General features: G+C 64.4%; 26 protein-coding genes and 2 tRNA genes. 26 read left to right on the top strand and 2 right to left on the bottom strand.

From position 1 onward, the window contains the following. Window positions 1-3 precede the first annotated feature (3 nt). Complete coding sequence (locus U5817_RS20175; RefSeq protein WP_169207845.1) at window positions 4-246, top strand: GlsB/YeaQ/YmgE family stress response membrane protein; 243 nt, start codon at window positions 4-6, stop codon at window positions 244-246. A gap of 81 nt (window positions 247-327) precedes the next feature. On the opposite strand, the gene U5817_RS20170 is transcribed toward U5817_RS20175, so the two are convergent. Further along, window positions 328-2,052, bottom strand: a complete 1,725-nt coding sequence (locus U5817_RS20170) for a cytochrome D1 domain-containing protein (protein ID WP_407281110.1) — start codon at window positions 2,050-2,052, stop codon at window positions 328-330. Window positions 2,053-2,123: 71 nt separating this feature from the next. Then, window positions 2,124-2,942 (bottom strand): uroporphyrinogen-III C-methyltransferase, encoded by an 819-nt coding sequence (cobA, locus tag U5817_RS20165; protein WP_407281108.1) that lies wholly within the window; start codon window positions 2,940-2,942, stop codon window positions 2,124-2,126. Window positions 2,943-3,216: 274 nt separating this feature from the next. Here cobA and U5817_RS20160 point away from each other — a divergent pair, with 274 nt between their 5' ends. The 25 genes from U5817_RS20160 (at window position 3,217) to rpoS (ending at window position 24,863) form a co-directional block, all read left to right on the top strand. Next, window positions 3,217-3,540 carry a c-type cytochrome gene (locus tag U5817_RS20160; protein WP_407281107.1) on the top strand — a complete coding sequence of 108 codons (324 nt, stop codon included), beginning with the start codon at window positions 3,217-3,219 and terminating at the stop codon, window positions 3,538-3,540. A 45-nt stretch (window positions 3,541-3,585) separates the two neighbouring features. Further along, window positions 3,586-4,773 carry a cytochrome D1 domain-containing protein gene (locus U5817_RS20155; protein WP_407278567.1) on the top strand — a complete coding sequence of 396 codons (1,188 nt, stop codon included), beginning with the start codon at window positions 3,586-3,588 and terminating at the stop codon, window positions 4,771-4,773. A 2-nt stretch (window positions 4,774-4,775) separates the two neighbouring features. Next, window positions 4,776-5,834: an Lrp/AsnC family transcriptional regulator gene (locus U5817_RS20150; protein ID WP_407278566.1), complete on the top strand. Its 1,059-nt coding sequence runs from the start codon at window positions 4,776-4,778 to the stop codon at window positions 5,832-5,834. After that, window positions 5,831-6,313 carry an Lrp/AsnC family transcriptional regulator gene (locus U5817_RS20145; RefSeq protein ID WP_407278565.1) on the top strand — a complete coding sequence of 161 codons (483 nt, stop codon included), beginning with the start codon at window positions 5,831-5,833 and terminating at the stop codon, window positions 6,311-6,313. Before U5817_RS20150 ends, U5817_RS20145 begins: the two co-directional genes overlap by 4 nt. Next, the gene (locus U5817_RS20140) at window positions 6,310-6,816 is read left to right on the top strand and encodes an Lrp/AsnC family transcriptional regulator (protein WP_169125908.1); all 507 of its coding nucleotides are present in this window, start codon (window positions 6,310-6,312) and stop codon (window positions 6,814-6,816) included. Before U5817_RS20145 ends, U5817_RS20140 begins: the two co-directional genes overlap by 4 nt. Before the next feature lie 196 nt (window positions 6,817-7,012). Next, the gene (locus U5817_RS20135) at window positions 7,013-8,695 is read left to right on the top strand and encodes a nitrite reductase (RefSeq protein WP_169125907.1); all 1,683 of its coding nucleotides are present in this window, start codon (window positions 7,013-7,015) and stop codon (window positions 8,693-8,695) included. A gap of 72 nt (window positions 8,696-8,767) precedes the next feature. Continuing rightward, entirely contained in the window at window positions 8,768-9,376 is a 609-nt protein-coding gene (locus U5817_RS20130) for a NapC/NirT family cytochrome c (RefSeq protein ID WP_169125906.1), read from the top strand. A gap of 44 nt (window positions 9,377-9,420) precedes the next feature. After that, entirely contained in the window at window positions 9,421-10,290 is an 870-nt protein-coding gene (locus tag U5817_RS20125; RefSeq protein ID WP_169125905.1) for an ethylbenzene dehydrogenase-related protein, read from the top strand. Window positions 10,291-10,381: 91 nt separating this feature from the next. Beyond that, on the top strand, window positions 10,382-10,714 hold the full coding sequence (locus tag U5817_RS20120; RefSeq protein ID WP_169125904.1) for a plastocyanin/azurin family copper-binding protein: 333 nt from the start codon (window positions 10,382-10,384) through the stop codon (window positions 10,712-10,714). Between the two features lie 95 nt (window positions 10,715-10,809). After that, window positions 10,810-12,015, top strand: coding sequence for a heme d1 biosynthesis radical SAM protein NirJ (gene nirJ / locus U5817_RS20115; protein ID WP_407278564.1), 1,206 nt, complete (start codon window positions 10,810-10,812; stop codon window positions 12,013-12,015). Window positions 12,016-12,027: 12 nt separating this feature from the next. Further along, window positions 12,028-13,620: a cytochrome D1 domain-containing protein gene (locus tag U5817_RS20110; protein WP_407278563.1), complete on the top strand. Its 1,593-nt coding sequence runs from the start codon at window positions 12,028-12,030 to the stop codon at window positions 13,618-13,620. Window positions 13,621-13,718: 98 nt separating this feature from the next. Continuing rightward, window positions 13,719-13,795 (top strand) — tRNA-Val (locus U5817_RS20105). Between the two features lie 166 nt (window positions 13,796-13,961). Continuing rightward, the gene (gene thrS / locus U5817_RS20100) at window positions 13,962-15,878 is read left to right on the top strand and encodes a threonine--tRNA ligase (protein WP_407278562.1); all 1,917 of its coding nucleotides are present in this window, start codon (window positions 13,962-13,964) and stop codon (window positions 15,876-15,878) included. A gap of 27 nt (window positions 15,879-15,905) precedes the next feature. Continuing rightward, entirely contained in the window at window positions 15,906-16,430 is a 525-nt protein-coding gene (gene infC / locus U5817_RS20095; protein ID WP_169125992.1) for a translation initiation factor IF-3, read from the top strand. A gap of 143 nt (window positions 16,431-16,573) precedes the next feature. Continuing rightward, window positions 16,574-16,771 carry a 50S ribosomal protein L35 gene (gene rpmI, locus U5817_RS20090; RefSeq protein ID WP_015437124.1) on the top strand — a complete coding sequence of 66 codons (198 nt, stop codon included), beginning with the start codon at window positions 16,574-16,576 and terminating at the stop codon, window positions 16,769-16,771. Window positions 16,772-16,783: 12 nt separating this feature from the next. Beyond that, window positions 16,784-17,143 carry a 50S ribosomal protein L20 gene (rplT, locus tag U5817_RS20085; RefSeq protein WP_018988925.1) on the top strand — a complete coding sequence of 120 codons (360 nt, stop codon included), beginning with the start codon at window positions 16,784-16,786 and terminating at the stop codon, window positions 17,141-17,143. Between the two features lie 67 nt (window positions 17,144-17,210). Next, window positions 17,211-18,242 (top strand): phenylalanine--tRNA ligase subunit alpha, encoded by a 1,032-nt coding sequence (gene pheS, locus U5817_RS20080; protein ID WP_407278561.1) that lies wholly within the window; start codon window positions 17,211-17,213, stop codon window positions 18,240-18,242. Between the two features lie 7 nt (window positions 18,243-18,249). Beyond that, complete coding sequence (pheT, locus tag U5817_RS20075; protein WP_407278560.1) at window positions 18,250-20,628, top strand: phenylalanine--tRNA ligase subunit beta; 2,379 nt, start codon at window positions 18,250-18,252, stop codon at window positions 20,626-20,628. A gap of 7 nt (window positions 20,629-20,635) precedes the next feature. Beyond that, on the top strand, window positions 20,636-20,947 hold the full coding sequence (locus tag U5817_RS20070) for an integration host factor subunit alpha (RefSeq protein ID WP_076602264.1): 312 nt from the start codon (window positions 20,636-20,638) through the stop codon (window positions 20,945-20,947). After that, window positions 20,928-21,308, top strand: coding sequence for a MerR family transcriptional regulator (locus U5817_RS20065; protein WP_169125898.1), 381 nt, complete (start codon window positions 20,928-20,930; stop codon window positions 21,306-21,308). Before U5817_RS20070 ends, U5817_RS20065 begins: the two co-directional genes overlap by 20 nt. A gap of 48 nt (window positions 21,309-21,356) precedes the next feature. Next, window positions 21,357-21,433 (top strand) — tRNA-Pro (locus U5817_RS20060). Window positions 21,434-21,591: 158 nt separating this feature from the next. Next, a complete protein-coding gene (gene surE, locus U5817_RS20055; protein WP_169125897.1) occupies window positions 21,592-22,335 on the top strand; it encodes a 5'/3'-nucleotidase SurE in 744 nt (247 codons plus the stop codon). Next, window positions 22,332-22,988: a protein-L-isoaspartate(D-aspartate) O-methyltransferase gene (locus tag U5817_RS20050; RefSeq protein WP_169125896.1), complete on the top strand. Its 657-nt coding sequence runs from the start codon at window positions 22,332-22,334 to the stop codon at window positions 22,986-22,988. Before surE ends, U5817_RS20050 begins: the two co-directional genes overlap by 4 nt. After that, on the top strand, window positions 22,985-23,917 hold the full coding sequence (locus U5817_RS20045) for a peptidoglycan DD-metalloendopeptidase family protein (protein ID WP_407278558.1): 933 nt from the start codon (window positions 22,985-22,987) through the stop codon (window positions 23,915-23,917). Before U5817_RS20050 ends, U5817_RS20045 begins: the two co-directional genes overlap by 4 nt. 10 nt (window positions 23,918-23,927) lie before the next feature. Further along, a complete protein-coding gene (rpoS, locus tag U5817_RS20040; RefSeq protein ID WP_169125894.1) occupies window positions 23,928-24,863 on the top strand; it encodes an RNA polymerase sigma factor RpoS in 936 nt (311 codons plus the stop codon). The last annotated feature ends 22 nt before the right edge of the window (window positions 24,864-24,885 follow it).

Below are 24,885 nucleotides of genomic sequence, written 5' to 3'. Positions count from 1 at the left end.
CGGATGTCCCTGATCGCCACCATCGTCATCGGTTTCATCGTCGGCTTGCTTGCCCGCCTGCTGCATCCGGGGAGGGACGGCCTCGGCATCATCATGACGACGCTGCTCGGGATTGGCGGCGCGATGCTTGCGGGCTACGGCGGCCAGTTTCTCGGGCTCTATCGCCCGGGCCAGCCTGCCGGCTTCGTCGGCTCGGTCATCGGCGCGATCGTGATCCTGTTCGTCGTTTCGCGCCTGAAGAAGTAAGGGCCTGCGTAGAGCGAAACGGCCAGCGCGAGGCTGGCCGTCGGTGTTGTTGGCCGAGGCGGCTGGGCCGCCCCGGGGCGCTCAGTAGACGTCGTGCTGCGTGTTGTACACGTTGAAGTGGCCGGTCGGCGTGATCAGCTTGGGATCCTTGATCACGGTCTTCAGCTCCAGGGTCTTGTCATCGACGACGACGATCGCCGACTCCTTATCCTTCGCCGACCATACCGAGAACCACACCTCGTCGCCCGCCTTGTTGTACTCGGGCTGCACCACGCGTTTGGCTCCATCGTCCTTCAAGCCGGCCCAATCGCCGATCGGCAGGACCTTGTAGCCGGCCTGCAGGTTCTTCAGGTCATACACGGCGACCGACTGGCTGACCTTGGCCTCGGGATGCAGCGGGTTGTCGACGTACAGGTGCTTGGACTTCGGGTGCGTCTTGATGAACAGGGAACCGCCGCCCTGGCTCTTCAGGTTTTCGACCAGCTTCCAGGCGTACTGCTTGTGGTTCTTCGGGTCGGTGCCGACCAGCGCGATCGACTCGTCGCCGAGGTGGCCGGTCGCCCAAACCGGGCCGTACTTCGGATGGACGAAGTTGGCGCCGCGTCCCGGGTGCGGGATCTTGCCCACTTCGACCATGCCGGCGAGCTTGCCTTCCTTGGCGTCGATCGCGGCGATCTTGTTCGACTGGTTCGCCGCCACCATGAAGTAGCGCTTCGACGAGTCCCAGCCGCCATCGTGCAGGAAACGTGCGGAGCCGATCTCGGTCATCTTCAGGTTGGTGATGTCGGAGTAGTCCACCATCAGGGTCTTGCCCGTTTCCTTCACGTTCACGACGAACTCGGGCTTGAAGTGCGATGCGACGATGGAGGCCACGCGCGGTTCCGGATGGTATTCCTGCGTGTCGACGGTGAGGCCGCGTGTCGATACGATCTTCAGCGGCTCGAGCGTGTCGCCGTTCATGATGACGAACTGGGGCGGCCAGTAGGCGCCGGCGATGGCGAGCTTGTCTTCGTAACCCTTGAATTTCGACGTGTCGACCGAGCGTGCTTCGAGGCCGATACGGATTTCGGCGACGTTGTCGGGTTTCTCCATCCACAGGTCGATCATGTTGACGCGTGCATCGCGGCCGATCACGAAGAGATAGCGACCCGAGGCGGAAATGCGGGAGATGTGTACCGCGTAGCCGGTCTTGACGATGTTGATGATCTTCTTCGTGTCGCCGTCGATCAACGCCACTTCGCCGCTGTCGCGCAAAGTGGTCGAGAAGATGTTGGCGATGTTGTAGTTGTTCATCTTTTTCGTCGGCCGTTGCGCCGGCGGGACGATGACTTTCCACGTCTGCTTCATTTCCGCCATGCCGAATTCGGGCGGCGTGGGAGCGGTCTGCTGGATGTAGCGGGCCATGAGGTCGACTTCGTCGTCGGTGAGTTCACCCGAGGTGCCCCAGTTGGGCATGCCGGCAGGCGAGCCGTACTTGATGAAGACCTTGAGGTATTCCGTGCCACGCGGCAGCGTGATGTCGGGAGTGAGCGGCTTACCGGTCGCCCCCTTGCGCAGCACGCCGTGACAGCCCGCACAGCGCTGGAAGTAGATGTTGCGGGCCTTGTCGAACTCGGCCTTGCTCATTTTCGGCGCGTCGGGGTTGGTGTCCTTGTACAGATCGATGTCGGCGATCGGCGAGCCGCCAGCGTGGTATTTGGCCTCGGTATCTTCCACGTGCTTGTCCGTGCCCTGCGCGAAGGCCTGGGAGATGGCCAGCGGCAGGCTGGCGACCAGGAATACTCCGGTGATCCAGTTACTCTTCATGCTCATGACCTATCTCCTTTCAAGAAAACACTTGGACGCGGGATTTTTCCAAGTACGTTGCTGACGGGTATTCATGCCGTCAGCGCAAGTTCTTCCGTTTGCCGTTCCGTGCCGAGCAGTGCGTGAAGCGAGACGATCGATCCGATCATTATCAACGCCGGCGACTTGAGTCCTGCCTGCTTGACGGATTCTGCGAGCCGGTCGAGCCGGTCGGCGAGGACGACCTGCCGGGCCGTCGTGCCGGCATGCACGACCGCTGCAGGGGTGTCGCCGGGAAGCTTGTGGGCGATAAGTTGCCGGCAGATGATGTCGAGCGCGCCCAAGCCCATGTAGATCACGACTGTCTGGTTGGGGCGCGCAAGGGCCGGCCAGTCGAGGTTCACGGTGCCGTCCTTGAGGTGTCCGGTGGTGAAGATCACGGACCGAGCATGATCGCGATGGGTGAGCGGCATGCCGGTACAGGCGGAGATGCCGCAGGCGGCCGTGATGCCCGGCACGACTTCGCACGTGATGCCATGTTCGAGCAGTTCCTCCATCTCTTCGCCGCCGCGGCCGAACATGAAGGGGTCCCCGCCCTTGAGGCGCACGACGTCGAGGCCCGTGCTGGCGAGCTCGACCAGCAGGTCGTTGATCTGGTCCTGCGGGAGAGAATGATTGCCTGCTTCCTTGCCGACATAGATCAGGCGGGCGTTGCGGTTGACCAGCTCGAGGACGCCGTCGCCGACGAGGTGGTCATACACGACCACCTTTGCGCTGCCGATCAGGCGGGCCGCCTTGAGTGTGAGCAATTCAGGGTCGCCGGGGCCGGCTCCCACCAGATACACCTTGCCGGTCGGGCGCGATGCGTCGCCCGCGCTGCACTGCCTCGGGTCAGGGACGCGATTGTGCATGCTCATGGATGGCTCTCCAGGACGCCGCGCGGCCGTACCAGCGCGGCTGGTTCTTGTGTGGCAATTCAGCTGTCAAGCGCCGACACTGTATCCCTACTCGCCGCCGGGGAAATTAACCGATATCAAGGAGCGCAAGATGATGCGTCTCGATACTTGTCTCGCCGTTTGCGGTTCGGCTTCGCGCATTCGCCGCGAGACGCACGGGGCGGGCGATCAACCTTGAGGAGGTGGCGGCGTGGCGCATGGGAGGTATCGGAACGTTTTCCTGGCTTCTATTGCCGTCGCTGCAGCATCGCCGGCCAGCGCGCAGGATGCGTTGCCGCAGGTGCAGCCCGAGCGCGTCCGCGAGCTCGTGCATCTGGTGCGCCAGGACTGTGGTTCGTGCCATGGGCTGACGCTGCAGGGCGGGCTGGGGCCTGCGCTGACTCCCCCGGCCCTCCGCGACAAGCCCCGTGAGAGCCTCATAGCGACGATCCTCGGGGGGCGGCCCGGTACGCCGATGCCCCCGTTCCGCGGCATCGTCGTGGAAGAGGAGGCGGCGTGGATCGTGGATCGGCTTTCCGAAGGATTCCCGGCGGATCAAGGGGCCGCGCGCTGAGGGCGTCTGCGAGTCGCCGGCAGCCCGTCATGAGATGAGGATCGTATGCTGCACCTGATCGTTAAATACATGTGGTGGACCGTCCCGCTGTTGCTGCTGTCGGCGTGCGCGACTCCGCAGCCGGTCCTGCGCGGCACCGGGGACCTGGGTGTGGTGATCGAGCGCGCGACGGGGCAGGTGCAGGTGATCGAGACGTCCGGGCGCAAGTCGCTGGCGCAGGTGTCCGGGCTGGGCGACCTGTCGCACGCGTCGGTGGTGTTCTCGCGCGATGGCCGTTACGCGTACGTGTTCGGGCGGGATGGCGGGCTGACGAAGGTCGACCTGCTGACCGCCGCCATCGCAAAACGCGTCGTGCAGGCGGGCAACTCGATTGGCGGAGCGGTCTCCCAGGACGGGCGCCTGGTAGTGGCGCAGAACTACGAGCCGGGCGGCATCAAGGCCTTCGACGCGGATACGCTGGAGCTCGTGGCCGACGTGCCGGCCGACTATGGCACCGAAGGCAAGCGCTCGAAGGTCGTGGGGCTGGCGGATCTGCCGGGCAATCGCTTCGTCTATTCGCTGTTCGACGGGAACGAGATCCGCGTCACCGACCTGTCGGATCCCAGGAATCCGAAGACGCAGCGCTATCCTGCAGGAAAGCAGCCGTACGACGCCCTCGTGACGCCTGACGGCCGTTACTACATCGCGGGGCTCTTCGGCGAGGATGGGTTGTCGATGCTGGATCTGTGGCAGCCGGCGCAGGGGGTGCGCACCATCCTGCCCGGCTACGGGCGAGGCGAGCAGGCCCTTCCAGTCTACAAGATGCCCCACCTGCGGGGCTGGGCGGTGGCGGCGGGGCGCGCCTATCTGCCGGCGATCGGCCGCCACGAGGTGCTCGTCGTCGAGCTCGGAAGCTGGAAGGAGGTCGCGCGCATTCCGGTGAAGAGCCAGCCGGTGTTCGTGATGGCGCGGCCGGACGGACGCGAGGTGTGGGTGAATTTCGCGTTCCCGGACAACGGCTGGATGCAGGTCATCGATACGTTCAACAACAGCCTCGTCGATACCCTGCAGCCGGGACGGGCGATCCTGCACCTGGAGTTCACGCCCAAGGGCGAGGCGGTGTGGATCTCGGCGCGGGACGACAACAAGGTCGCGATCTACGATACGGGCACGCGACGCAAGCTCGCGGAGTTGCCGGCCGCGAGTCCCAGCGGGATCTTCTTCACCAGCCGCGCGTTCCGCACAGGGTTCTGAGTATGAGTTGTCATGGGGTGCGAACGGGCGATCTCGCCACCGCAGGCGTTCCCGATACGACGATCGGCGCGTCGAGCTTCCGTCTCCTGAACGACTACCAGCGCGAATTCCCGCTCGTGTCGCGACCATTCGCGAGGATCGGGGCGGAATGCGGTCTGGGGGAGGAGCAGACGCTGGACGCGCTGCGTGCCTGGCAGGCCTCGGGTGTCGTCAGCCGTGTAGGGGCGGTGTTCGCGCCGCGCCGCATCGGGGCGAGCGCCCTTGCGGCCCTCGCGGCGCCGGTGGGGCGCCTCGACGAGATCGCCGCGCGGGTGAGCGCCATCGCCGAGGTGAACCACAATTACCAGCGCGAGCACGCCTACAACCTCTGGTTCGTCATCACCGCCGCGTCGTCGGCGCGGCTCGAGGAGATCGTCGCCCGCATCGACAGCGAGACCGGCTGTCCCGTGATCGTGCTGCCGCTGGAAGAGGAGTTCCACATCGACCTCGGCTTCGACCTGAGGGGAAGCAACGGGCGTGCGGTCGACAGGGTGGCAGGCTCGCCCCCGGTCCCTGTCCCCGAGGCCGCCTGTGCCTTGCCGGGCCTGGAGCAGTCCCTGATGCGGGCACTTCAGGAAGGATTGCCGCTGGAGCCCCGTCCTTTCGATGCGCTGGGCCGCAAGGCGGGGATCAGCGAGGCAATGACGCTCGAGCTCATAGAGCGCTGGCTCCACGAGGGCATGGTCAAGCGGTTCGGCATCGTGGTGCGCCATCACGAGCTCGGTTTCCGCGCCAATGCGATGTGCGTGTGGGACGTCCCGGACGAGGCGGTGAGCGGGATCGGCCGGCTCTTGGCCGCGGAGTCCGTAGTCACCCTCTGCTATCGGCGCCGCCGGGCGCTGCCGGCGTGGCGCTACAACCTCTTCTGCATGATTCACGGTCGCTCGCAGGAGGCCGTGCGTGCGGCGCGTGACGATATCGCGGCTCGCCTCGGGCTCGACCGATGGGCGCACGAGGTGCTTTTCAGCTGTCGCCGTTTCAAGCAGACGGGCGCCTGCTACCTCCCGGATACGGGCAAATGAGCGGCCGTCGCGCGCCCGCCGAGGCACCCGCCGTGCTCGACGACATCGATCGCGCGCTGATCAACGCCTTGCAGGGGGACTTCCCCCTGTCCCGGCAACCCTTTGCCGAAGTCGGACTGCGCCTGGGGCTCCCGCAAGAGACCGTCCTCGCCCGCGTGCAGCGCCTGCTCGACGCGCGCGTGCTGACGCGCTTCGGTCCGATGTTCCAGATCGAACGTATCGGCGGCGCCTTCTGCCTCGCGGCGATGAGCGTCTCGGAAGCGGCCTTCGAGCACGTGGCCGCACAGGTCAACGGGTTCCCCGAAGTTGCCCACAACTACCGGCGCGAGCACGCGCTCAACATGTGGTTCGTGCTTGCCACCGAGCGTCCGGACGGCATTGCCGAGTGTGCGCGCCGCATCGAGGCAGCGACGGGACTGCCGGTGTTCCTCTTCCCGAAGGAGCGCGAGTACTTCGTCGAAATGAAGCTGGAGGCATGAGGCCCGTGATCGCCGACGACCTTGAACGCCGCATCATCGTCGCAACCCAGGGCGGCCTGCCGCTGGTTCCCGATCCCTGGGGCGCGGTCGCCGCTGAACTCGGTGTGTCGCCCGAGGACCTGCTTGCGCGGATCGGTTCGATGCTGGAACGAGGGGTGATCCGCAGAATCGGGGCCGTGCCGAACCACTACGCGATCGGCTACACGGCCAATGGCATGAGCGTGTGGGACATCCGCGACGAAGCGATCGACGTGGTGGGCGAATGGCTGGGCAGCCTTCCGGCGGTCACTCACTGCTATCGCCGCCCCCGCCGCCTGCCCGATTGGCCGTACAACCTGTTCGCGATGGTGCATGGTCGCAGCCACGAGGCGGTGCGCGATCAGCTCGACGAGATCGCGGCCCACCTCGAGTCGCTCTTCCCCTCCGCATGTCGCGCCCGCGACGTGCTCTTCTCCTCGGCGATCCTGAAGAAGACCGGCCTGCGCATCCGCGACGCAGGCTGATCGACTCTTCCTCCGCGCGGCTTCATGCCGTCATGATTGCTCCGGCCTTTGGTCGGAGCAGCATCGCTGCGCATGTCAAATACATATATCCACTTACCGTCTGGGGAAATTTAAGACACATCAAAGAACCCCAAAGTCATCAGGTCAATACTCCGCGCCAGTTGTTTGACATTCAGTGTCGCTTAAGGAGAGAAAGGTGCAAAACCACAATTGGATCGGAAAGACCCTGGCTCTGGCGTTGCTGCCGATGGCGGTCGGCGCGGCGTGGGCGCAATCGGCTCCGGAAATGACCGCCGACGAAAAGGCGAAGGCCAAGCAGATCTACTTCGAGCGCTGCGCCGGCTGCCACGGCGTGCTGCGCAAGGGTGCGACCGGCAAGAACCTCGAACCGCACTGGACCAAGACCGCGGCCGACGGCACGAAGACCGAAGGCGGCACGCTCAGGCTCGGCACCGACCGCCTCGAGAAGATCATCTCCTACGGTACTGAAGGCGGGATGGTCAATTACGACGACATCCTGACCAAGGAAGAAATCAACATGATGGCGCGTTACATCCAGCAGACGCCGGATGTGCCGCCCGAGTTCTCGCTGCAGGACATGAAGAACAGCTGGAAGCTCCTCGTTCCGGTTGCCGAGCGTCCCAAGAAGCAGATGAACAACATCAACCTGAAGAACGTCTTCGCGGTGACGCTGCGCGACGCCGGCAAGCTCGCGCTGATCGATGGCGACACCCACAAGATCTGGAAGGTGCTCGACACCGGCTACGCGGTGCACATCTCGAGGCTGTCGGCATCGGGCCGCTACGTCTATACGGTCGGTCGCGACGGTCTCACCACCATCATCGACATGTGGTACGAGGAACCGAAGACGGTCGCGACGGTGCGACTCGGTTCGGATGCGCGCTCGGTCGATACGTCGAAGTTCAAGGGCTACGAGGACAAGTACCTGATCGGCGGCACCTACTGGCCGCCCCAGTACTCGATCATGGACGGCGAAACGCTGGAGCCGATCAAGATCGTCTCCACCCGCGGCCAGACGGTCGACGGCGAGTACCACCCCGAACCGCGCGTTGCCTCCATCGTCGCGTCGATGGTCAAGCCCGAGTGGGTCGTGAACGTTAAGGAGACGGGGCAGATCATGCTCGTCGACTACACCGACATCAAGAACCTGAAGACCACGACGATCGAATCCGCCAAGTTCCTGCATGACGGCGGCTGGGACATGTCCAAGCGCTACTTCATGGTCGCAGCCAACGCGTCGAACAAGGTCGCCGCGGTTGACACCAAGACCGGCAAGCTCGCGGGCCTGATCGACACGGCCAAGATCCCGCACCCCGGTCGCGGCGCGAACTTCATGCACCCGCAATTCGGGCCGGTGTGGACCACGGGCCACCTGGGCGCGGACGTGATCTCGGTGATCTCGACGGCTTCGGACAATCCCAAGCACGCCAAGTACAAGGACAAGAACTGGAAGGTCGTGCAGGAGCTGAAGATGCCGGGCGCGGGCAACCTGTTCGTCAAGACGCATCCGAAGTCCACGCACCTGTGGGCGGATGCGCCGATGAACCCCGAGCGCGAAATCGCCGAGTCGGTCTATGTGTATGACCTGAAGGATCTCGGCAAGACGCCGACGCGACTGGACGTCGCCAAGGATTCGGGCCTGCCGGAAAGCAAGGCGATCCGCCGCGCGACGCACCCGGAGTTCAACGAAGCGGGCAACGAAGTCTGGATCTCCCTGTGGGGCGGCAAGACCGACCAGTCGGCGATTGTGATCTACGACGACAAGACCCTCAAGCTGAAGAAGGTCATCACCGACCCGGCAATCGTGACGCCGACCGGCAAGTTCAACGTCTTCAACACGATGCACGACGTTTATTGATCGGTTCGCCGGTCGCCTGATTGGCCCCCCCGCGCTTCGTGCGCGGGGGCCGGGAAGGGAGAAGGAAGTGTCATGACAGAAAGAGACGACAAGCAGCCGGAAGGACGGAGAGGCTTCTGGGCTTCGTTGTGCCGCCCGAGCTCGAAGTATTCATTCGGGGGGCTCCTGATCGTGGGGTTCGCGATCGGCGTGCTCTTCTGGGGCGGTTTCAACACCGTCCTCGAGGCGACCAACACGGAGGCGTTCTGCATTTCGTGCCATGAGATGCATGACAACGTCTACCAGGAATACAAGAAGACCATCCACTACACGAACCGCACCGGCGTGCGTGCGACCTGCCCCGACTGCCACGTGCCGAAGGACTGGACGCACAAGATGATCCGCAAGGTGCAGGCCTCGAAGGAAGTCTGGGGCAAGCTGACCGGCACCATCGATACGCCCGAGAAGTTTGCGGCCAAGCGCCTCGAGCTGGCGCGCAACGAGTGGAAGCGCATGAAGGCCGCGGACTCGCGCGAGTGCCGCAACTGCCACAGCCTCGAGAGCATGAATGCGGACTCGCAGAAGCAGCGGGCGCGCAAGCAGCACGAGATGGCGCGCGAGGACAACATGACCTGCATCGACTGCCACAAGGGCATCGCGCACACGAAACCCGAAGGGATGACTGAGGAAGACGACCTGTAAGCCACGCATGCAGGCCTCCGACTGAATCAACTGAGGAATCGACGATGAAGAAAACGATAATTGCCGGCGTTGTCGGCGCAATCCTGACTGGCGCCACAGGTGCGGCAATGGCGGCGGCTCCCGACTGGGGCAAGGTTCCCGCGAAGGACATCACCGTGTTCTATCCGGGCGTATCCCCGATCGAGTGGATCACCAAGGGAACGGAGCACGGTGGTGCGCGCGGCATGAAGAAGGGTGAAACGTGCGCCGACTGCCACCATTCGGAAACGGCCGACATGGGCAAGAAGATGGCCAGCGGTCAGAAGATCGAACCGACGCCGATCGCCGGCAAGGCGCCTTCGATTCCCGTCAAGGTGCAGGCCGCTCGTGACGCCGACAACCTCTACGTGCGCTTCTCCTGGAAGCAGCCGCCCGCATCCGGCGGCGCCAAGATGGACGCGAAGAATCCGGTCAAGGTCGCCTTCATGCTCGAAGCCGGCGGCAAGGTCGAACTGGCCGATCTCGGCGGCTGCTGGTCCACCTGCCACATCGACTCGCGCACCATGCCGAGTGCCGCGGACACGAAGCTGAAATATGTGAAGGGCGGATCGCTGGCCGAAGGCAAGTTCTACGACCTGTACCAGTGGCGCAGCGGAGAGAAGAAAGGCTTCAACGGCTACGTCGCGGACAAGCGCGTGATGGAAGGCGGCCAGGCGCTCGTGAGCGCGGACGGGAAGCTCGAGGGCGACACCTGGACGGTCGTCTTCGCGCGCAAGCTGGCAGGCGGGGAAGGCGACGTCGCGCTCGAATCGGGCAAGACGTACAACTTCGGCTTCGCCATCCACGACGACAGCGCAGCCGGTCGCTTCCACCACGTTTCCCTCGGCTACAAGCTCGGCATCGACGCGAACGCCGATATCACCGTCGCGAAGTAAGGCGCGCTCACATGCGCCGGCCCGGAAGCCGCCTTTCCCCGTTCGCCGGGGAAGGCGGCTTCCGCCTTCTCCAACCGGACTTTTGCGAGGGATGATCGTGCATCCAATCAACCGGGCCTTGCAGGCAGGCGTGTTTCTCGTGATCGGGTTCGCCGACATCGCGTGCGCCGCCGAGCACGAAGTGAATATCGCGGATTACAAGTTCAGCCCGGCGGTCGTGGAAATCCGGGCAGGCGACACGGTTACCTGGATCAATCGCGAGAAGCGGACCAGCCATTCCGTGGCGTTCGATGCCAGCGGCGAGGAATCCGAGCGCTTCTTTCCCGGCGAGAAATGGTCCCGCGCCTTTCCGCAGGCCGGGCGTTACGAGTACCACTGCGGACCTCATCCCGAGATGAAGGGCGCTGTCGTCGTCACCGAGTGAAGACAGGACGGGGCGCCGCCCGTCCGCGGACCTTGACCGGCGTCATTTCCCGCAAGGCTGCGCTTCGCTGTAATGGCAGCACTGAGGAGAGTCCCATGTTCCGCATCTCGCACTTCATCCGTGAACTCGACCACCCGACGCCCGTCGCCCCGCGGCGCAATCCGCCCGGCCCGGTGGTCATCTGGAACCTGATCCGACGCTGCAACCTCACCTGCAAGCACTGCTATTCAATATCGGCCGACAAGGATTTTCCCGGCGAACTCTCCACCGACGACGTCTTGCGCGTCATGGACGACCTCAAGGCCTTCCGCGTCCCGGTGCTGATCCTGTCCGGCGGCGAGCCGCTGCTGCGTCCCGACATCTTCGAGATCGGGCGTCGCGCGAAGGCGCTGGGCTTCTACGTCGGCCTGTCGAGCAACGGCACGCTGATCAACGGCAGCAACATCGGCGCGATCGCCGACACCGGTTTCGACTACGTCGGCGTGAGCCTGGACGGCATCGGCGCGACACACGACAAGTTCCGCCGCCTCGAAGGCGCCTTCGAGGCCTCGATGGCCGGCATCCGCCTATGCCTCTCGCGCGGCATCAAGGTCGGCGTGCGCTACACGATGACCGAGGACAACGCCCACGACCTGCCGGCGCTGCTGCGTCTGGTCGAGGACGAGGGCATCGACAAGTTCTACTTCTCCCACCTCAACTACGCCGGCCGCGGCAACAAGCACCGTGCCGACGACGCCCGTCACCAGACCACGCGCGATGCGATGGACCTGCTCTTCGAAACCTGCCTCGACCTCCATCGGCGTGGCATCGAGAAGGACTTCGTCACCGGCAACAACGATGCCGATGGCGTCTATCTGCTGCACTGGGTCGCCCGGCGCTTCCCGGAACACGTCGAGCACATCCGCGGCAAACTCGTGCAATGGGGCGGCAACGCCAGCGGCGTGAATGTCGCCAACATCGACAACCTGGGTGTCGTCCATCCCGACACGATGTGGTGGCACGTTCCGCTCGGCAGTGTCCATGAGCGCAAGTTCTCCGATATCTGGAGCGACCTCTCGAACCCCCTCATGGCCGGACTCAAGCAGCACCCGCGCGTCCTTTCCGGGCGCTGCGGCGCCTGCCGCCACCTCGAGATCTGCAACGGCAGCTCACGGGTGCGCGCGCAGCAGATCACCGGGAATGCGTGGGCCGAGGATCCCGGCTGCTACCTGAGCGACCAGGAGATCGGCCTGGAGGCCGGGGAGAGCCGCGGCGAGCGCATCGTCACCACCCCCTTTGTTCCCCGCCGGCGCACCTCCTGATTTGAGGCCTCCATGAAATCCACGCAAACCCTGCCGCTTCCCGTGCGGCGAGCCCTGATCCTGTCCGGTTTCCTCTTCGGTGCGGCCCTTGCGCTGCACGTCGCCGACTCCCGCGCCGCCGAAAGCCCCCAAGCCACCTACCAGCAACACTGCGCTGCCTGTCATGGTCCCGACCGCCTCGGCGCGACAGGCCCCGCACTCCTGCCCGAGAACCTCGCTCGCCTGCGCAAGGAGGAGGCCGCCACGGTCGTCCGCGACGGTCGGACGGCCACCCAGATGCCGCCGTTCGGCGCGCTGATCCCGCAGGATCAGATCGCTGCGCTCGTCTCGTGGATCTACACGCCGGTCGTTCCCGCACCCGCCTGGGGCGAGGCTGACATTCGCGCCTCTCGTATCGCCCACGTCGATCCCGCGACGCTGTCCGCGAAGCCGGTGTTCGACGCCGACCCGATGAACCTCTTCCTCGTCGTCGAGACCGGGGACCACCACGTGTCGGTCCTCGATGGTGACAAGCTCGAGCGCATTCACCGCTTCCAGAGCCGACACGCGCTCCACGGCGGACCCAAGTTCACCGCCGACGGCCGCTACGTGTTCTTTGCCTCGCGGGACGGCTGGATCACCAAGTACGACCTGTGGAACCTCAAGGTCGTCACCGAGATCCGCGCCGGCATCAATACGCGCAACGTCGCGGTGTCGCCCGACGGCAAGCACGTTGCGGTCGCCAACTACCTCCCGCATACGCTGGTGCTGCTCGACGGGGACCTCAACCTGCTGAAATCGATCCCCGTTACCGACCGCGACGGCAAGACGAGTTCGCGCGTGTCCGCGGTCTATGAAGCCACCCCGCGCAACAGCTTCGTCGCGGCGCTCAAGGACGTTCCCGAGATCTGGGAGATCAGCTACAACCGCCACGCCGAGGAGATCCCGACCGGCTACGTGCACGACTTCAAGTACCGCGAAGGCGCCTTCGTCCCCGGCTACCTCAATCCCCGCCGCACCACGCTCGCCGACCCCCTCGACGACTTCTTCTTCACGCAGGACTACTCCACCGTCCTCGGGGCCTCGCGGGATGGCGTCGGACAGGTCGTGCATCTCGACGTCCGGCGCAAGATTGCCGACCTCGCCCTTGACGGCATGCCGCATCTCGGTTCCGGCATCTCCTGGGATTGGCAGGGGCGGCGCGTCATGGCCAGCACCAACCTGAAGGCCGCCGAAGTCACCGTCATTGATCTCAAGGACTGGAGCGTCGTGAAGCGCATCCCGACCCGCGGTCCCGGCTTCTTCCTGCGCAGCCACGAGAACAGCCGCTACGCCTTCGTCGATTCCATGATGAGCCGCGAGGCGAAGAACACCCTGCAGGTCATCGACAAGCAGACGCTGGAGATCGTCAAGGAACTGAAGGCCGCCCCGGGCCAGACGCTCGCGCACATCGAATTCACGCGCGACGGCCGTTACGCACTCGCCAGCCTGTGGGAGATGGACGGCGCGCTGATCGTGTATGACGCGAAGACGCTCGAGGAAGTGAAGCGCCTGCCGATGAAGAAGCCGGTCGGCAAGTACAACGTCTGGAACAAGATCACGCGCGAGGAGGGCACCAGCCACTGATCGGCCGCCGATTTGCGCGGTGCGGGTGGTATCGAAAGATTTTTTGCGAAAGGTGTTGCGCAAGCAGGAATCGATGCCTATAATGCGCAGCTCTTAGCAGGCGCGTAGCTCAGCTGGTTAGAGCACCACCTTGACATGGTGGGGGTCGTTGGTTCGAGTCCAATCGCGCCTACCAACGTATGGAGCAGGAAGATGATCTTCCGAACTACTACTGAAGCCGGAAACTGAAAAGTCGGGCTCCGCTGTAGTGCTCCAGGAAAAAAGTGCGGCCCGTCCGCACTTTTTTTTCGTCCACGTTTTTCATCGTCTGCTTATTGCCACCCCTTCGAGGCCTAGAGATCATGCCGAACATCACGCTCCCTGACGGTTCCGTACGCAGCTTCGACCATCCGGTGACCGTGCTCGACGTCGCGGCATCGATCGGTGCCGGTCTCGCCAAGGCGTCCCTTGCCGGCAAGGTCGACGGCAAGCTGGTCGACCTCTCGCATCGCATCGAAGGGGATGCCTCCTTGGCGATCGTCACCGACAAGAGCGAAGAAGGCGTCGACATCATCCGCCACTCGACGGCCCACCTGCTCGCGCATGCGGTGAAGGAGCTTTTCCCGGACGCACAGGTCACGATCGGCCCCGTGATCGAGAACGGCTTCTACTACGACTTCTCGTACAAGCGCCCCTTCACGCCGGAAGACCTCGAGAGCATCGAAAAGCGCATGGCCGAGCTCGCCAAGCGCGAGATCCCGGTAGCGCGCGAAGTATGGTCGCGCGACAAGGCGGTCGAGTTCTTCAAGTCGCAGGGCGAGAACTACAAGGCCGAGATCATCGCCTCGATCCCGCAGGGCGAGGATGTCTCGCTCTATCGCCAGGGCGATTTCATCGATCTGTGCCGCGGTCCGCACGTGCCCTCGACGGGCAAGCTCAAGGTCTTCAAGCTGACCAAGCTTGCGGGCGCCTACTGGCGTGGCGATTCGAAGAACGAGATGCTTCAGCGCGTGTATGGCACCGCGTGGGCGAAGAAGGAAGATCTCGAGAGCTATCTCCACATGCTCGAGGAAGCCGAGAAGCGCGACCATCGCAAGCTCGGACGCCTGCTCGATCTCTTCCATCTGCAGGAAGAGGCGCCCGGCATGGTGTTCTGGCATGCCAACGGCTGGACGCTGTGGCAGCAGGTCGAGCAATACATGCGCCGCACCATCCTCGAAAACGGCTACCAGGAAGTGAAGACGCCCCAGATCGTCGATCGCTCGCTGTGGGAGAAGTCCGGTCACTGGGGTATGTATTCCGACCTCATGTTCACGACGCAGTCCGAAAAGCACGACTACGCCGTGAAGCCGATGAACTGCCCGTGCCACATCCAGATCTTCAATCAGGGTTTGAAGAGCTATCGCGACCTGCCGTTGCGCATGGCAGAGTTCGGCTCCTGCCATCGCAACGAACCGTCGGGCTCCTTGCACGGCATCATGCGCGTGCGCAACTTCGTGCAGGACGATGCCCACATCTTCTGCGCCGAGGACCAGGTGCAGGCGGAATCCGCGGCCTTCATCAGCCTGCTGCAGAAGGTTTATGCCGATTTCGGCTTCACCGAGATCCTGATCAAGCTGTCCACGCGTCCGGAAAAGCGCGTCGGAACCGACGAGCAGTGGGATGCGGCCGAGGCAGCGCTCGCGGCGGCGCTCGATGCGCAAGGGCTCGCCTATGAGCTGCAGCCGGGCGAGGGCGCCTTCTACGGGCCGAAGATCGAGTTCTCGCTCAAGGACTGCCTCAATCGCGTGTGGCAGTGCGGCACGCTGCAGCTCGACTTCAATCTGCCCGTGCGTCTCGGTGCCGAATATGTCGCCGAGGACAACACGAAGAAATTCCCGGTGATGCTGCACCGCGCGATCCTCGGCTCGCTCGAGCGCTTCATCGGCATTCTCATCGAGCACTTCGCCGGCGCGCTGCCGCTGTGGCTCTCGCCGGTGCAGGCCGTGGTGCTGAACATCTCCGAAGGTCAGTCGGAATATGCGACGGAAGTCACAAAACGCTTGAAGCAGGCGGGTTTCCGGGTCGAGGCGGATTTGCGTAACGAAAAGATTACCTATAAAATCCGCGAACATAGCGTGCACAAGCTGCCTTACCAGATCGTCGTCGGCGAGAAGGAAAAGGCGGCAGGCCTCGTTGCCGTGCGTGCCCGAGGGGGCCAAGACCTTGGCCAGATGACCCTCGATACCCTGATCGAGCGTTGGCAGCGCGAAATTCAAGCGCGGTCGGCCTCGATTTGATTTTTGGCATTCGTGGAGAACTGAACCATCGCTCAAGAAAAAAAGCAGCGCGTCAATGAGGAGATCAGCGCGCCCGAAGTTCGTCTGCTCGGTGAAGACGGCGAACCGATCGGTATTGTTTCCCTGAGAACGGCTCTCGAGGCGGCAGAAGAAGCCGGCCTCGATCTTGTCGAAATTGCGCCGATGGCGCAGCCCCCGGTCTGTCGTGTGATGGACTTCGGCAAGTTCAAGTATCAGGAACAGAAGAAGGCCCACGAAGCCAAGCTCAAGCAGAAGCAGGTGCAGATCAAGGAAGTGAAGCTGCGCCCGGCGACTGACGAGAACGACTACCAGATCAAGTTGCGCAACCTCAAGCGCTTCCTTGAAGAAGGTGACAAGTGCAAGGTGACGCTGCGTTTCCGCGGTCGGGAAATGGCGCACCAGGAATTCGGTCTGCGTCAGCTCGAGCGGATCAAGGCCGATCTGGAAGAGCACGGCCAGGTCGAGCAGATGCCCAAGATGGAAGGGCGTCAGATGGTGATGGTCATCGCGCCGATCAAGAAGAATCGCTGATCGCGACGAAGAATCTGCCTTCCTCCCTCGGGCGGGAGGCAAACCCCGGCGATTGTTGGTCGCCGGAAAACAAGTGGTGTCGGGTTGAAAATGCGCCGCAGGGCGACGCTACCTGACGTCATTCATAAACTTTGGAGTTAGCAATGCCGAAGATGAAGACCAAGAGCGGAGCCGCCAAGCGGTTCAAGGTCCGCGCTAGTGGTGGGATCAAGCGGTCCCAGGCGTTCAAGCGCCACATCCTTACCAAGAAGACCACCAAGAGCAAGCGCCAGCTGCGCGGCATGACGGAAGTTCACGCCGCCGACGAGAAGCTGATCCGCGCCATGCTGCCTTACGCTTGATAGGAGACCGCCATGCCCCGAGTTAAACGTGGTGTAACCGCCCGCGCGCGTCACAAGAAGGTTCTCGATCAGGCCAAGGGTTACCGCGGCCGCCGCAAGAACGTATACCGCATCGCCAAACAGGCGGTGATGAAGGCCGGTCAGTACGCTTACCGTGACCGTCGTCAGCGCAAGCGCCAGTTCCGTGCCCTGTGGATCGCCCGTATCAACGCCGCTGCGCGTGAAGTGGGCCTGACCTACAGCACCTTCATGAACGGCCTGAAGAAGGCTGCGATCGAAGTGGACCGCAAGGTGCTGGCCGACCTGGCTGTGTTCGACAAGCCCGCTTTTGCGGCGCTCGCAGATCAGGCCCGGGCCAAACTCGCTGCGTAATCGAACGCAGCACGAAAAAAGGAGGCCTGGCCTCCTTTTTTTTTCCTGAATTTTCCACGGCAAGCAAATGGATAAGCTCGATCAACTCGTTCAACAGGCTGCGGCCGAGTTCGCCGCGGTAGCGGACGGCGCCCAGCTAGAACAGGCCAAGGCGCGCTTTCTCGGCAAGACGGGCGTGCTCACCGAACAGCTCAAGGGGCTCGGCAAACTCGCGCCCGAAGAGCGCCGCGCAGCCGGTGCCGAGATCAACCGCGCCAAGGACGCGATCGAGGCGGCGCTCGAAGCCCGCCGCAATGCCCTGCGCGAAGCCGTCCTGCTCGCCCAGCTCGCCGCCGAAGCGCTCGACGTGACGCTGCCCGGGCGCGGCACCTCGGTCGGCGGTCTGCACCCCGTGAGTCGCACACTGGAGCGCATCGAAGGGCTGTTCCGCTCGATCGGCTTCGTCGTCGCCGACGGCCCCGAGATCGAGACCGACTGGCACAACTTCACCGCGCTCAACACGCCGGAAAACCACCCGGCGCGTTCGATGCACGACACCTTCTACCTCGAAGGCAATGACGAGGTGCTGTTGCGCACGCATACCAGTCCCGTGCAGGTGCGCGCGATGCTCGATCACGCCGCGCGCCATGCCGGGGCCGAACACATGCCCGAGCTGCGCATCATCGCGCCGGGCCGCGTGTACCGCGTCGATTCCGACGCCACGCATTCGCCGATGTTCCATCAGGTAGAAGGCCTGTGGGTCGGCGAGAACGTCAGCTTCGCCGACCTCAAGGGCGTGATCGCCGACTTCCTGCGCAAGTTCTTCGAAACGGAAGACCTGCAGGTGCGCTTCCGTCCCTCGTTCTTCCCTTTCACCGAGCCCAGTGCCGAGATCGACGTCGCCTTCATGAGCGGCGCGCTCAAGGGGCGCTGGCTCGAGATCGCCGGCTGCGGCATGGTGCATCCGAACGTGCTGCGTTTCGGCGGCATCGATCCCGAACGCTACACGGGCTTTGCCTTCGGCATGGGGCCGGATCGCCTCACGATGCTGCGCTATGGCGTCAACGATCTGCGCCTGTTCTTCGAAGGCGACCTGCGCTTCTTGAGCCAATTCAGGTAATCGAATCATGCAATTCTCGGAACAGTGGCTGCGGAGCCTCGTCAATCCTCCGCTCGACAGCGAGGCGCTCGGACATCTCCTGACGATGGCCGGCCTCGAGGTGGAAGAATCCTCGTCGGTTGCGCCGCCCTTTACGGGCGTCGTCGTCGCCCGCATCGTCGAGGCGGACAAGCATCCCAATGCCGACAAGCTGAAGTTGTGCAAGGTCGACGCCGGGCAGGGGGAGCTGCTGCAGATCGTCTGCGGTGCGCCCAATGCGGCCGTCGGCATGAAGGTCCCGTGCGCCGTCGTCGGCGCGAAGCTGCCTGGATTCGAGATCAAGGCCGCCAAGCTTCGCGGCGTGGAGTCCTTCGGCATGCTGTGCTCGGCGCGCGAGCTGGGCTTGTCGGAAGATCACGCCGGGCTGATGGATCTTCCGGCGGATGCGCCGATCGGCACGAGCCTGCGCGACTACCTGGCGCTCGACGACACGCTGTTCACGATCAAACTCACGCCCAACCGTTCGGATTGCCTGAGTCTGCTCGGGGTCGGACGCGAGGTTGCGGCGCTGACCGGCCAGGCCTTGTCGGCACCGCTGGTCGTGACGATTCCGGCGACGATCGACGACCGTCGCGCCATCGTCCTCGATGCGCCGGCCGCGTGCCCGCGCTACTGCGGGCGCATCGTGCGCGGCGTCGATGCGAAGGCGCCGACGCCGGACTGGATGAAGCAGCGGCTGCAGCGTTCCGGCATCCGTTCGATCAGCGCCCTCGTCGACATCACGAACTACGTGATGCTCGAGCTCGGTCAGCCCCTGCATGCCTTTGACAATGCGCGCCTGTCCGGTGCCATTCACGTGCGTTATCCGCGCGAGGGCGAACAGGTGCTGCTGCTCAACGAGCAGACCGTCACCCCGGCGGCCGACACCCTGCTGATCGCCGACGAGGCGCGTGCACTGGCGCTCGCCGGAATCATGGGGGGGGAGGACAGCGGGATCACGCTCGACACCACCGACATGTTCCTTGAGAGCGCGTTCTTCGCGCCCGATGCGATCGCGGGACGCGCGCGCAGCTACGGTTTCGTGTCCGACGCGTCGCACCGCTTCGAGCGTGGCGTGGACTTCGAGCTCGCGGCCAGCGCGATCGAGCGCGCGACGCAGCTGATCCTCGAGATCTGCGGCGGCGCCGCGGGGCCGGTGGTCGAGGCGGTGTCGAAAGAACACCTGCCGGCGCGCAAGCCGGTCCGTCTGCGCCCGGCACGCGCCCGCCGCCTGCTCGGCATCCGCCCCGACGACGCCGAGATCGAAAAACTCCTCAATGGAGTGCACCTCGGTGTCCACCGGGAGGGAGAGGACCTGCTAGTCGTGCCTCCGTCCTTCCGCTTCGACATCGAGATCGAAGAGGACCTGATCGAGGAGATCGCGCGTCTCTATGGTTACGACAATATCCCGGCGGTGCCGCCGCAGGGAGGGCTGGCGATGCTGGACCGTTCCGAGTCCGGCCGCAGCGCCTGGGATGTCCGGCATCTGCTGGCCGGACGCGACTACCAGGAGGTCGTCAACTACGCATTCGTCGAAGAGGCATGGGAGCGCGACTTTTGTGCCAACGAGACGCCGATCCGGCTCGCCAACCCGATCGCCAGCCAGATGAGCGTGATGCGCAGCAGCCTCATTCCGGGGCTTGCCGGCAACCTCGTCGCGAACCGCAAGCGCCAGCTGAACCGCGTGCGCGTGTTCGAGATCGGGCGCTGCTTCGAACGCAAGGCGGACGGCGAGCCCGTCGCGGGCTTCCATCAGCCGGTGCGTGTCGCCGGTCTTGCGGCCGGGCCGGCGCTGCCCGAGCAGTGGGGCGCGCCGACGCGTAATGTCGATTTCTACGACGTCAAGGGCGACGTCGAGGCGCTGTTCGCCCCGCGCGCACTGAAATTCGAGCCTGTTTCGGAGCCCGCGCTCCATCCCGGTCGCGCTGCGGCGGTGCTGCTCGACGGGCGTCGCATCGGCGTCGTCGGCGAACTGCATCCGGTGTGGGTGCAGCGTTATGACCTGGGCACTGCGCCGGTGGTGTTCGAGCTCGACATGGATGGCGTGCTGCTCGCCGATCTGCCCGCTTATGCGGAGATCTCGCGGCAGCCCGCGGTGACCCGCGACCTCGCGCTGGTGGTCGAGCAGGCGCTGCCGGTGGCGCGCGTCATCGACGTGCTGAAAGAGTCCGCACCGGCCATCGTGAGGGCGGTCGAACTCTTTGATGTGTACCATGGCAAGGGCATCGATCCGGGGAAAAAGAGCCTTGCGTTCAGGGTGTTGATGCAAGATACTCAGCGGACGCTTGAGGATGCGGAGGTGGATGCCGCAGTCACGGCGATTGTGCGTCACGCTGAAACTGTGCTCGGTGCCCGCTTGCGTGGATAGTCCCAGAATGAACGTAACCCTGACCAAAGCAGAGCTGGCCGACATGCTGTTCGAGCGTGTCGGCCTCAACAAGCGTGAAGCCAAGGATATGGTGGAAGGCTTCTTTGAGGAGATTCGCCTGGCCCTCGAAAAGGGCGAGTCGGTGAAGCTCTCCGGGTTCGGCAACTTTCAGTTGCGCGACAAGCCGCAGCGGCCCGGACGCAATCCGAAGACGGGCGAGGAGATTCCGATCACCGCCCGCCGTGTTGTCACCTTCCATGCCAGTCAGAAGCTGAAGGCAGCCGTGGAGCAGCTGAGCGATGCAGGCAAGCAGCCATAACGAGGCCTCCGGGCCTCTGCCGCCGATTCCGGCCAAGCGCTACTTCACGATCGGTGAGGTGAGCGAGCTGTGCGCGGTGAAGCCTCATGTGCTGCGTTACTGGGAGCAGGAGTTCACCCAGCTCAAGCCGGTGAAGCGCCGCGGCAATCGCCGCTACTACCAGCATCACGAAGTGCTGCTGGTGCGTCGCATCCGAGAGCTCCTGTACGACGAGGGTTTCACGATCTCGGGTGCGCGCAACAAGCTCGGCGAGTCGGCAATCCATCAGCAGGAAGAGGCGGAGGAATCCGATCGGCTGCGTGAAGCGCTTGCCGGCGTGCGGGCGGAGATCGTCGCGACGCTCGCCGTGCTGAAAGCGTGATTCGGTACTGGCAAATTCCATTTGTGCTGCTATAATGGCGGCTTGTGTCGGGGCGTAGCGCAGCCTGGTAGCGCACTTGCATGGGGTGCAAGGGGTCGCGAGTTCGAATCCCGCCGCCCCGACCAATAAATTCAAACAAGAACCGGCCGCTGGCCGGTTTTTGCTTTTCTGCACTCCGTCGGGGTGGCCGGGCGAGGGTGTGTCGGTGTGCTAAGATGCTTCGCCGCTTCTGCGATACATCCGGCCTCGCGTCGTGGCTTGTATCCCTCCGAACGGAAAAAACATGCGCATTCTGGTCAGCAACGACGACGGTTATTTTGCTCCTGGCATCGCCGCCCTGGCGGCAGCCCTGGCCGAGGTTGGGGACGTGACCGTCGTGGCGCCCGAGCGCGACCGCAGCGGCGCGAGCAACTCGCTGACCCTCGATCGCCCCCTGTCGCTGCGCCGTGCCGCCAACGGGTTCCATTTCGTCAATGGAACGCCCACGGACTGCGTGCATCTTGCCGTGACCGGAATGCTCGATCACCTGCCGGACATGGTCGTGTCGGGGGTCAATCACGGCGCCAACATGGGTGACGATACGCTGTATTCGGGTACCGTCGCGGCAGCCACCGAGGGCTACCTGCTCGGCGTGCCGTCGATCGCGATTTCCCTGGTGAGCAAGCAGGCGAGCGATTTTTCCGCAGCGGCGCGGGTGGCGCGGGACCTCGCCGCGCGTTTCCAGCGCGAGCCGTTCCGGCAGCCCGTGCTGCTCAATGTGAACGTCCCGGATCGACCGTACGAGGAACTGCGCGGACACAGGATCACGCGGCTGGGCAAGCGCCACAAGGCCGAGCCGGTCATCCGCAGCGTCACGCCGCGCAACGAGACGGTGTATTGGGTCGGGCCCGCGGGCCAGGCTGCCGACGCCGGTGAAGGAACCGACTTCCACGCTGTGGCGGAAGGCTATGTCTCGATCACGCCGCTGCAGATCGACCTGACGCATTACAACCTGATGTCGGGGGTCTCGGAGTGGCTGGCGCGATGAGCCTGCGCCGCCCGGATGCGGGCCAGGCCGCGACACGTGCGCGGGGCCGCATGGTGGAGCGTTTGCGCGCCCAGGGCATCCGGGATGAAAAGGTGCTCGCGGCGATGATGCAGGTGCCGCGGCACGCCTTCGTGGAAGAGGGGCTGGCGTACAGCGCGTATGACGACACGGCCTTGCCCATCGGCTATCAGCAGACCATTTCGCAGCCCTTCGTGGTGGCGAAGATGATCGAGACGCTGCGCGCCGGCCGCGAACTCGGGCGGACGCTGGAGGTCGGAGCCGGTTGCGGCTACCAGGCCGCGGTGTTGTCCTTCGTTGCCACCGAGGTCTATGCGGTGGAGCGCATCCGGCCCTTGCTCGATGTCGCGCGCGAGAATCTCCGGCCCCTGCGACTGCCCAACGTGCGCCTGAAATGTGCCGATGGCACGATGGGTTTGCCCGAGGCGGCGCCATATGACACGATTATTGTTGCGGCTGCCGCGCCGAGCGTGCCGGCGTCACTCAAGGAGCAGCTTGCCCCGGGCGGGCGGCTCATGCTGCCGGTGGGAGGCGCGGAGCAAAGGCTCGTGATGATCGAGCGGCAGGGGAATGTTTTCAGGGAGAGTCGCCTCGAAGCTGTGCGGTTCGTCCCATTATTGACTGGTACGGAATGAATGATTCAGTGAAGTTTGGTCCTGTGCACCGCTGGTTGACGCTATGCGGTCTGGTCGCCGTCCTCGTGGGATGTGCGGCCCCCCGGCCTGCCCCCGTCAGGGACGGTACGCCACCGCCTGCGGCCGAGGCTGCCGTCGGTGCGGTGCCGAAGGCCGAAGCTCCGACGCACGTGGTGCGTCCCGGGGATACCTTGTTGGGGATTGCGCGGCAGTATGGCGTCACGGTGAAGGATCTGGTCGCCTGGAACGGCCTTGCGGACCCTAACCAGATTCATGTCGGTCAGGCCTTGCGGGTCGGCGCTGCGCAGGCCGCGAGCCCTGCCGCTGCGGCCGGTGCGACCTCCGGCGCGGTGGCGCAGCCGATCGCCATCACGCAACCGGTCGACGTCCAGGCGGTAAAGGCTCCGGGCGAAGCCGCGCCGCCGGCGGCGGGCGGCCTCAAGCAGGAACCGCGCGGGGGCAAGCAGCCATATAGCGACGAGGCTTGGGCCTCGCTGAATCCGCGCGCGAGCGCCCCTGCGACGCCTCCCCCTGCTGCGCCGGAGCCGGACAAGGCGCCGGGCAACACTGCGTGGCTGTGGCCGGCCTCCGGCCAGGTGATCGAGACGTTCGATGAGAGCACGAACAAGGGCGTCGACATTGCCGGCAAGGCCGGGGATCCGGTGGTGGCCTCGGCGGGCGGTAAGGTGGTGTACTCGGGAAGCGGCTTGCGCGGCTATGGAAAACTGGTCATCATCAAGCACGATGCGAATTACCTTACAGCCTATGCGCATAACCAGCAGCTGCTGGTGAAGGAAGGCGATTCGGTGTCGAAAGGCCAGAAGATTGCAGAACTCGGAAGCACCGACGCGGATCGTCCCAAGGTGCATTTCGAGATCCGCAAGCAGGGCCGCCCCGTGGATCCGCTGAAGTATTTGCCTGCACGCTGACGAGGAGGCTATGTACGATCCGGCAAGTCATGACGATGTAGAGAGTCAGGAACCGGATCTGCCCCTCGAGGTGGAGGTTTTTGTCGAGCGTGCCGCGCCGGCGTTCGAGAACGAGTTCCTCAGCGACGTCACCCAGATCTACCTCAACGAGATCGGCGCGAATCCGCTGCTGACCGCGGAAGAGGAGGCAGCGTTGGCGCGGCGGGTGAGGGTGGGCGATTTCCAGGCCCGCCAGACGATGATAGAGCGCAACCTGCGCCTGGTCGTCAATATCGCCAAGCATTACCTCAATCGCGGCATTCCGCTGCTCGACCTGGTCGAGGAGGGCAACCTCGGCCTGATGCACGCGCTGGAGAAGTTCGATCCCGAGCGCGGGTTCCGTTTCTCGACCTACGCGACGTGGTGGATACGCCAGAATATCGAGCGCGCGATCATGAACCAGTCGCGCACGATCCGCCTGCCGGTCCACGTGGTGAAGGAACTCAACCAGGTCCTGCGCGCCCAGCGCAGCCTGGAGGCGGCCGGCAACGGCGAGTTCACGCTGGAGCAGGTCGCGACGATGCTGGATAAGTCGGTCGACGAAGTGCGGGCGATCCTGTCACTTAGCGAGCACACGGCCTCGCTGGATGCTCCGCTGGATATCGATCCGACGCTTTCGATCGGCGAGTCGCTGGCCGATGATCAGGCCGCGTCGCCCGACCTGTCGATTCAGGATGCCGAGGTCGAGGCGCTGATCCGCGAATGGATCGGCATGCTCAACGAGAAGCAGCGCCTGGTCATCCGTCACCGCTACGGGCTGGACGAGTGCGAGGTGATGACGCTGGAGGAACTCGCCGCACGTCTGTCATTGACGCGCGAACGGGTGCGCCAGATCCAGCTCGAGGCGCTGAGCCAGTTGCGGCGCACGGTCAAGCGGCGCGGCATCTCGCGCGACGAGCTGCTCTGACTTGCCCTGGCACCTGCTCCCG

The sequence above is a fragment of the Aromatoleum evansii genome, assembly GCF_045689615.1.
GTDB lineage: Bacteria > Pseudomonadota > Gammaproteobacteria > Burkholderiales > Rhodocyclaceae > Aromatoleum > Aromatoleum evansii.
Note: the sequence above shows the minus strand (reverse complement) of the source record. Positions and strands in the feature narration are given on the sequence as shown.